7 protein-coding genes are annotated in these 7,934 nt (G+C 72.6%); 3 read left to right on the forward strand and 4 right to left on the reverse strand.

Going from position 1 to position 7,934, the window contains the following annotated elements; genetic code table 11:
* Positions 1–23: 23 nt before the first annotated feature.
* Together FB559_RS09500 and FB559_RS09505 are read right to left on the reverse strand one after the other, a co-directional pair.
* Complete coding sequence (locus FB559_RS09500; RefSeq protein WP_141955266.1) at positions 24–398, reverse strand: anti-sigma factor antagonist; 375 nt, start codon at positions 396–398, stop codon at positions 24–26.
* Positions 399–482: 84 nt separating this feature from the next.
* Positions 483–1,556, reverse strand: coding sequence for a sulfite oxidase (locus tag FB559_RS09505; RefSeq protein ID WP_221639931.1), 1,074 nt, complete (start codon positions 1,554–1,556; stop codon positions 483–485).
* 120 nt (positions 1,557–1,676) lie between these two features.
* Between FB559_RS09505 and FB559_RS43745 the strand changes: the two genes are divergently transcribed.
* From FB559_RS43745 to FB559_RS45360, 3 genes are all read left to right on the forward strand, one after another.
* Positions 1,677–1,952: a TetR-like C-terminal domain-containing protein gene (locus FB559_RS43745; protein ID WP_185792118.1), complete on the forward strand. Its 276-nt coding sequence runs from the start codon at positions 1,677–1,679 to the stop codon at positions 1,950–1,952.
* A gap of 93 nt (positions 1,953–2,045) precedes the next feature.
* A complete protein-coding gene (locus FB559_RS09515; RefSeq protein WP_141955269.1) occupies positions 2,046–2,525 on the forward strand; it encodes an RrF2 family transcriptional regulator in 480 nt (159 codons plus the stop codon).
* 48 nt (positions 2,526–2,573) lie between these two features.
* On the forward strand, positions 2,574–4,082 hold the full coding sequence (locus FB559_RS45360) for an MFS transporter (protein WP_141955270.1): 1,509 nt from the start codon (positions 2,574–2,576) through the stop codon (positions 4,080–4,082).
* Between the two features lie 118 nt (positions 4,083–4,200).
* On the opposite strand, the gene FB559_RS09525 is transcribed toward FB559_RS45360, so the two are convergent.
* On the reverse strand, positions 4,201–6,663 hold the full coding sequence (locus FB559_RS09525; protein ID WP_141955271.1) for a thioesterase domain-containing protein: 2,463 nt from the start codon (positions 6,661–6,663) through the stop codon (positions 4,201–4,203).
* A 96-nt stretch (positions 6,664–6,759) separates the two neighbouring features.
* Positions 6,760–7,659 (reverse strand): RICIN domain-containing protein, encoded by a 900-nt coding sequence (locus FB559_RS09530; protein WP_221639932.1) that lies wholly within the window; start codon positions 7,657–7,659, stop codon positions 6,760–6,762.
* Between the last annotated feature and the right edge of the window lie 275 nt (positions 7,660–7,934).

Below are 7,934 nucleotides of genomic sequence, written 5' to 3' on the forward strand. Positions count from 1 at the left end.
GCACCGGCCGGATCCAGCCACGGTCAGCTCCAGGAGGCGATCTCCTCGTCGCTCAGCGGCACGACGCACCAGATCGCCTCCTGGATCGTGGGACACAGCGGCACGATCTCGCCGGCACGTGCCAGCCGGAACACCTGCTCGGCGCCCGCCCGCAGCCCGGTCACCGCGAGCGCGGAGCCGCGGTCGCGGCAGCGTCTTTCGGCGGCGATGACGGCCTTCAGCGCCGTGCAGTCGAAGAACGAGACCTCGGTCAGATCGATGATCAGCGGGCGTGCCCGTATGACGTCGAACAACTGCCGCCGGAACGCCGGCTCGGTATGGGCGTCTATCTCACCCCGCGGTATCGCGAGGGCGTAACGCGGGCAGTCGATGACCGCCATCTCAAGGGCGATGTCCATGGGCTACCTCACAACCCCACCGGTGACTCATCAGCATCGCTCAATCACACGCCGTTGCCAACCCCTGGTCACGGCGCACGAGAATCAGCGGAGGTCGACGCGTACGCGCGGCCAGGCGTTGTTGGCGTAACCGCCCGGGTTCCACAGCGACGCGGCGTACTCGGGCTGGCAGCAGGCCGCGGTGTCCCAGGCCCGCGCGGTGACGGTGGCAGCGCCCGCGGGCAGGTCGAGCACGATCCGCCACAGCCGCCACGACCACGGCCCGGGCGTGGGGTCGAGGTCGGCCTGCCGCCATGTGCGCCCCTCGTCCGCGGACACGTCGACGCGGGCGACGCCACGGTGTTCGCCGCCGAAGGCGTACCCGCTCACCGAGACCGGCCCGGCGGCCAGGACCGCGCCGTCGACGGGGGTGAGGATGTCGGCGTTGATCGCGACCGGCCCCAGCGGGAACCCTTCACCGGGGTCCGCGCCCGCGGGCGCCAGCCGGTAGCGGACGGCCTGGAAGTAGTTGCCCGACGGGCGGTCCCGTACGGTGATCCGGGTCACCCACTTCACACTGCGGGCACCGATGTAGCCGGGCACGACCACGCGTACCGGCCCGCCGTGCAGGGGCGGTAGCGGGCGGTCGTTCATCGCCCAGGCCAGGATCACCTCGCCCGCGACGGCCTTGGCCAGCGGGATCGAGCCTCCGAACGGCTCCGGCGGGCACGCGTCCGCGGCCACGTCCGGCGCGGTGAACTCCACGTGGGCGGCGTCGTGCCGCGGCCCGGCCTCGGCGAGGACGTCCGCCAGGCTCACCCCGGTCCAGCGCGCGGTCGAGATGGCCCCGGCTCCCCAGGGTGTCTCTCCGGGGATGGGCCGCACGGCGAGCAGGCCGGCGCGGCGGTTCCCCGCGCACTGGACGGTCGCGATGACCTCGCGGTGGGCGAAGCCGGCACGCAGCTGTGCCAGGGACAGGGTCAGCGGGCGGTCGAGGAGACCGGCCAGCTCGACGCGCCAGTCCCCCGGGTCGATGTCGGGGATCGGCCCGTGGTTGCGCGCGTAGAACGTCTCGACTGGGGTGAGCGTGCGCCCGGCGAGCGCCGGCCCGGGCGTCTCGGCGTTGTACGGCTCCGTTTCGTGCACGATCATGTCGTCGCGTTTGGCCCAAGACTCCATCGGCCGTACTCCCCCCGCTGTCACCAGCGGAAATACCCAGATGGAGGGTGTTGCTACCGGGAGAAGGCCGGTAGGACATGCCGGGCGAAGGCGGCGATCTGGGCGCGCATCTCGTCCACGGTGTTGCCGACGAACGGCAGGCCGCTCCCCCCGGCGCTGATCGACGCCGCCGAGCGTGACCCCGAGATCGCCCGGCTCCTGGCGGACTTCACGGCGCAGCGACGCCGCCCGGTGCACACCGCCGTCGAGCGTGTTGAGGTACGTGCCGGGCGCGACGCCGAGCTGATCGACGGGCTGCTCCTCGGGCCGGTCTTCTACCGCCGCCTGCTGTCCCGTCAGCCGATCACCGAGGAGTTCGCCGACCGCGTCGTCGACACCTTTCTTTCCGCGCTCTGATCCCAGCGCCAGCGCGGCCTCCGGCATGATCGTCGCAGGTCAGGGGGCATATCGGGCTCGCCAGAACAAACCTGGATGTGTAATATCCGGATTATGCGACTGAGCGAAGGGGTGGAGTGGACACTTCACTGCTGCCTCACGCTCGGCTGGCTCGACAGTGACAAGCCGGTATCAACGGCGAAGCTCGCGGCGACCTTCGAGTTGCCACCGGCCTATCTGAACAAACGCCTCCAAGCGCTGGTCCGCTCGGGGATCCTGGCTTCGACGCCGGGAGTCCACGGCGGATTCCGCCTGGCCCGGCCACCCGAGAAGATCACGCTCATGGAGGTCGTGGCGGCGATCGAAGGCCCTGAGAACGCCTTCCGCTGCACCGAGATCCGCCAGCGGGGCGCGGGGGCCGAACGGCCGGCACACGAGTACAAACGACAGTGTGTGATCACCACCGCGATGAGGAAGGCCGAGCTCGCGTGGCGGCGCGAACTCGCCTCCCAGACGCTCGCCGACATGATGGCCACGGCCCCGCAGGCCGCGGCCGAGCGGACCCGAAACTGGTTCGAGCGCGTCGGCGGCTGACCCCCCTCCGGGTTTGCGACCGGTGACACAGGTGCAAGGAGAATCCTGATGTCCACTATCTCGATATCGTTGCCCCGGCCGCCCGGCCGCACCACATTCGGCTCGGGGGACCTGGCCTCCACGCTCGTCCTGGCCCTCGGCACCTTCGCCGTCGGCGCCGACGCCTTCGTCATGGCCGGCTTCCTGCCTTCCATGTCGGATGCCCTGCACGTGTCCGCGGTCGCCGGTAAGGCGTCGGTCACGGTGTTCGTGGTGGCGTACGCGATCCTCGCGCCGCTGCTCGCCGCCACGACCGCGCGGGTCCCGCGGCGGGTGCTGATGATCATCGCGCTGCTCGTACTCGGCCTGGGCAACCTGGCCTCGGCCTTGGCTCCGAACCTGCCGGTGCTGATCGCCGGCCGTGCGCTCTCGGCGGCCGGCGCCGCCGCGTACACCCCCATCGCCGCCGCCATCTGCACGGCGCTGGTACGCCCGCGTCGCCGGGCCTCGGCCCTGGCCATGGTCATCGGCGGCATGGCGGTGGCGACGACGCTGGGCCTGTGCCTGGGCGAGGTGGCCGGCCGGTGGCTCGGCTGGCGCGCCGCACTGGGCACGGTCGCGCTGGTCTGCCTGGTGGCCGGGATCGGAGTGGTGCTGACGATGCCGTGGCTGCCCGGCAAACCGCGCTCACCGTACCGGGCGCGCAACGTCCTGACGCGTCGCCCGAGCGTGACCATCGTGCTCGCGATCGGTGCGCTCGGCGTCGTGGCCGGGTACGGCGCGTACGTCTACTGTGTTCCGGCGCTGAGCGCGATCGGGATCCCCGACGCCACCGCCGTCCTGATCCTGTTCGCGTACGGCCTGGGGGCGATCTTCGTCAACGCCGCGACCGGGAGCCGGCAGGCCGGGGTCGAACGCGAACGCATCGCCCGCGAGCTGCACGACTCGCTCACGCACAACATCTCCCTGATCAAGGTGCAGGCCGGGATCGCCGTCCACCTCGCGCGCGAGCGCGGCGAGGCGGTGCCCGACAGCCTGCTGGCCATCCAGGAGGCCAGCACCGACGCGATGCGGGAGCTGCGCGCGACCCTCAACGTCCTGCGCAATCCTGACGGCGAGCCGGCCGGCAGCGGCCTGGACCGCCTGTCCGGCCTCGTCGACCGGGTCCGCTCGGCCGGGCTGCCCGCCGCGGTGACGATCAGCGGCGAACGCTGCGACCTGCCCTCCGACGTCGACCGCACGGCCTACCGGATCGTCCAGGAGGCGCTCACCAACATCTCCCGGCATTCCGGCGGGGCGTCCGCACAGGTGGAGATCTCCTACCGGCCGGACGCGCTGACCGTACGGATCGACGACAACGGACGGGCGCGGCCCGACCAGCCACCGGTGCCGGGGATCGGGCTGACCGGCATGCGCGAGCGCGTCACCGCTCTCGGCGGCCGCCTGCACACGGGCCCCCGCTGTGAGGGCGGCTTCACGGTGGAGGCCGAACTCCCGGTGCACACACGCCGGCACGGCACTTTCGGCACACCACACGCCGCGGTAGCGGCCACACCCCTTTCGGATACAGTGCACTAAGCCGATCCCCATACCGTCTCGGTGTGACTGACCGTGCAGGGAAGCCGTTCGATCACCGAGTCGACCACGGAACTCGCCGACGTCCATGGCGTACTGGCGGTCGCCGGAGACGGAGCCGTCAGCCTTCGGCGGTTCGGCCCGACGCGGCCGCGGGCGGCGGCTCGGGGTCACCGACCGGGCCCAGGCAATGCGCGGGCCACTCCTCGTCGCCGGCCGGCCCGACGAACTTGAGAGCCTCGTCCAGTCGCGTCAGCGCCAGGCGGCCGGAGGGCTGGACCTCGTCCGCCCCGGCAGGGCGCGCCGGCAGCTCACGCAGCAGCACGAGGTCGGGGGTGTCCGCGTCGCCGCGCCGTACGTCGAGCACCGCGAATCGGCTGCCCGGCCCGAACACCACGTCCTTGCGGCGCGTCTCGCCGGCGTCGAACAGGGCGGCGACCCGGCGGGCGGTGTGCGACCAGATCACATAGACGGTCGCGGTGGGCGGCCAGCCGGCCCGGCTCTCGGCCGAGAGCGGTACGCCGCCGATCGCGCCCGGCCCCGTCAGCACGGTGCCGACCAGGTCCGTACGCGCACGGGTGCCGGCGCCGTGCAGGACCGCGCCCCGGTAGGTCGGCAGCCGGGCGAGGCCCGAGGCCAGGCAGGCGAGGTACGGCCGGGCCGCCTCCCCGCCCGCTCGAACGGCCTCCGGCCCGAACCCCTCGTCCTCCGCCGAGGTGAGGTACAGCCGTACGGCGACCAGGTCCACCGCGGCGGCGGCGCGTTCGGCCGCCGCGATCGCCGGCAGCCGCGAGAACGTCCGGCGGACCGGCGCGGCATGCGTGTCCCAGCCGAGACCGACCATGGCGCGGAACGCCGCACGCTCCTCGTCGGTACTGGGCCGGCCGGGCGAGACGACCACCGCACCGCTCGCCGCCGCCGACGACGACGGCCGGCCGCGGCCTGGTCCGCCGGACGCGGCCGGTGGTCTCGCGGCGGGCATCGTGGGCGGCGCTCCGGCTGGTGAGCCCGGCACCGCTTCGGCCTCCCTTGGGGGCCCGGGTGGCGACGATGTGACCGCCTTGCCTACGGGTGAGGCACTCGGAGCGCCCGGTGGTGCCGGGACACGCCCCTCCGGGATCCGTTCTTCTTCCACCTTCCGCGTCTCGCCGGTCTCGACGAGAGCTGCGTGACGCCTCGCGAGCACGCGCAGGGCTTCTTCGGCGTCGGCCGTGGCCGTTCCGTGCACGGAGAACAGGAGGTGAGCGCGCGGCCGGTGCGGCAGGCCGCGAAGGAGCTCGTCGAGGAGCAGCCAGACCTCGTCGTCCACCGTACGGCCCGGGAGCCCGATGTCGATCCGTACCGTCTCGGCCACGACGGGCTGTGCGGTCGTGAGCTCGGCGGGATACCGCTCCGGATCGGCGTCGGCGGGATAGGCCCAGAGCCCCGCCCGGGTGACGGCCAGACGCCAGACCTCGCCGAAGCGCAGCACACCGTACGTCGCGTCGGCGACCCGCATCCCGGCGGCCGGGGGCTCCCAGTCGAGGGGCTCGGGCGGCGAGGTCGTGCCGTCGGCGCCCGGTGGACGGCAGAGCACGGACGACGTGAACGGTGTCCAGGCCGGACGTCCCTCCTCGTCGAGCACGACGACATGCGGCCCCTCGGAGGTGTCGAGGCGGACCGGCGGTCCGGTGAGCACCTCGACGGCGACGCCCAGGTCGCGTGCCAGGGCCTGGCCGAGCGGAAGTACGTCGCCGGTGTCGGTGGGGACCAGGCGCAGCGGATGCCGGCGCCACTCGGGGCGCGCCACCGCCTCGGCCAGTATCGTCGCCGCGTCGCCGACGGCGACCTGGCCTGCGACGAGGACGGACGGCCGCTCGTCGGTGGGGGCGATCGCGTACGGCAGGTTCCCGGCCTCCGGGGCCGGGGTGTCGGCAGGCCGGAGGAGAAGGCCCGCGGGCACCGTCATGACCGCGATGCCGGCACGCGAACCGCCCGGCGTCGCTCGTGCGGCCTTCCCCCGGTACACCACACGGTCCGTTGGCGCCGACGTCATCGGGCGCGTCGCCGCGGTGTCCGCGAGCGGAGTGCCCCACTCCGGCACGGGCCAGCGTGGGCCGAGCGGCCTGGACTCCTCGCCGGGGGCGAACCAGCGCCAGCCCGGGTCCACCTCGTCGGCGGAGTACGCGAACAGACTTCCACCCGGCACCACGATCACGTCCCCGACCGGCGCGACGACGGTGAGGTCATAGGCGTCCGCGATCCGCTGGGCGAGGGGCGCGTCGCCGGAGCCCTCGGGCGGCTCGTCACCGGCTCCGGACATCGCGAGGAGGACCGGCCGATGCCGGTGTACGTGGCCGAGGACCTCGCCGAGCCCGGCTCGCAGATCGTCCGCGAGGTCGTCGGCCACCGCGACCACGACGACGGTCGCGTCGTCGCCGGCCACCTCCGTGACCAGCCGCGTATCCTCGTCCGTGTGCGCGCCCGCGGGGCGGAGGAGGTAGTGACCGCCGATCTCTTCGGTCTCCACCTTCGAGGGCCCGGGGGCATCGGCACGCGCCCCGCGGCGGGCCTTCCCGGATCGGCGCACGGATGGCCTGGTCATCGAGCGACTCCCCTCATCCCTCGTGGGCGTCCGCCAAGGAGGATCCGACTCATCGGGTGACACCGACCCGGCATTCAGCGTACGGCGGTACGGCGCTCAGACCGCGCTCCATTTCTGGTTCGAGGTGCCGGCGCACTCCCAGATCTGGAGCGGCGTGCCGTTACCGGTCTTCATGTCCTTCACGTCGACGCATTTGCCGGCACCGGTGTTCACCAGGTCACCGTCGCTGTTGAGGTCGAAGTGCTGGGCGGAGCCTCCGTGGCAGCGCGCGAGCTGGATCTGGGTGCCGTCGTCCGGCGAACCCCAGGCGAGGTCCATGCACATGCCCATCGACCGTACGGTGCCGTCCGACTTGAAGGTCCACTTCTGCCACGACGCGCTTCCGCAGCTCCAGATCTCCAGCGGCGACCCGTCCTTGGCCTTACGGGCGCTCACGCTGATGCAGCGGCCCGAGTCGGCGCTGGAGATCCGGCGCGCCGAACCGGCGGCCGCGCTTCTCGCCGAGCCGCCGGAGGCGCCATTGCCGGAAGAGCTTGAGGAGGACGAGCCGCGGGAGTGCCGCGCAGGAGTTCCGGACCTCCCCGCGTGAGCGCCGTCCTTGCCGCTCTTGGCACTGGCCGAGGGCGAGGGCGAGGGGGTCGGGCTGCCGGTCATCGGTGGCGACATGGAGGGCGGTGCGCCCGGCCAGTTCGGCGCGGGCGCGCCGGGATTGCTGCCACCGGGCGAGCGGTTCGCCATCGTCGACGTCTGGTGGTGGGACCGGCCCGGCGAGGACACCAGGAGCAGCGGAACGGCGACGAGGGCGGCCGCCGCCACGACGCCGGCGACCACCAGCGTCGCCCGTGAGCGGCCACGCGGGGAGGCACCGCGCGGAGTGAGCGGCGTGACCTCGGTCTGCGCCGCGGCCACCGGGCTCGGGGAAGAGCCGGTTGACGCCGGCACGACGGCCGGGAACGGCTCCGGCGGAACCCCCACGTCAGGCGGAGACGTGGTCACTCGGGGTAGCACGATCCCGCGCCGGACCGCTGGTTCGCCGGCCCGTGTGGCATCGGTCGTCGACATTTCTCGCCTCCCACACCCGTCGTCGACCAAGCGACCCAGCTCGCCGACTGACTGATTCCACACTATTGAATCGATTTACGGATACATATCGGCAGACGACGCTTCATCTCTTACCTTCCCGGAAGCACGTGACAGCCGACCGTTACCCCTGGCCTCGTTATACGAGAATGAATTAAGTGCGGCGTGCGGTCATATTCGCCTCCCGGCGG

The sequence above is a fragment of the Actinoallomurus bryophytorum genome (assembly GCF_006716425.1).
In the GTDB taxonomy this organism is placed as follows: Bacteria; Actinomycetota; Actinomycetes; order Streptosporangiales; family Streptosporangiaceae; genus Actinoallomurus; species Actinoallomurus bryophytorum.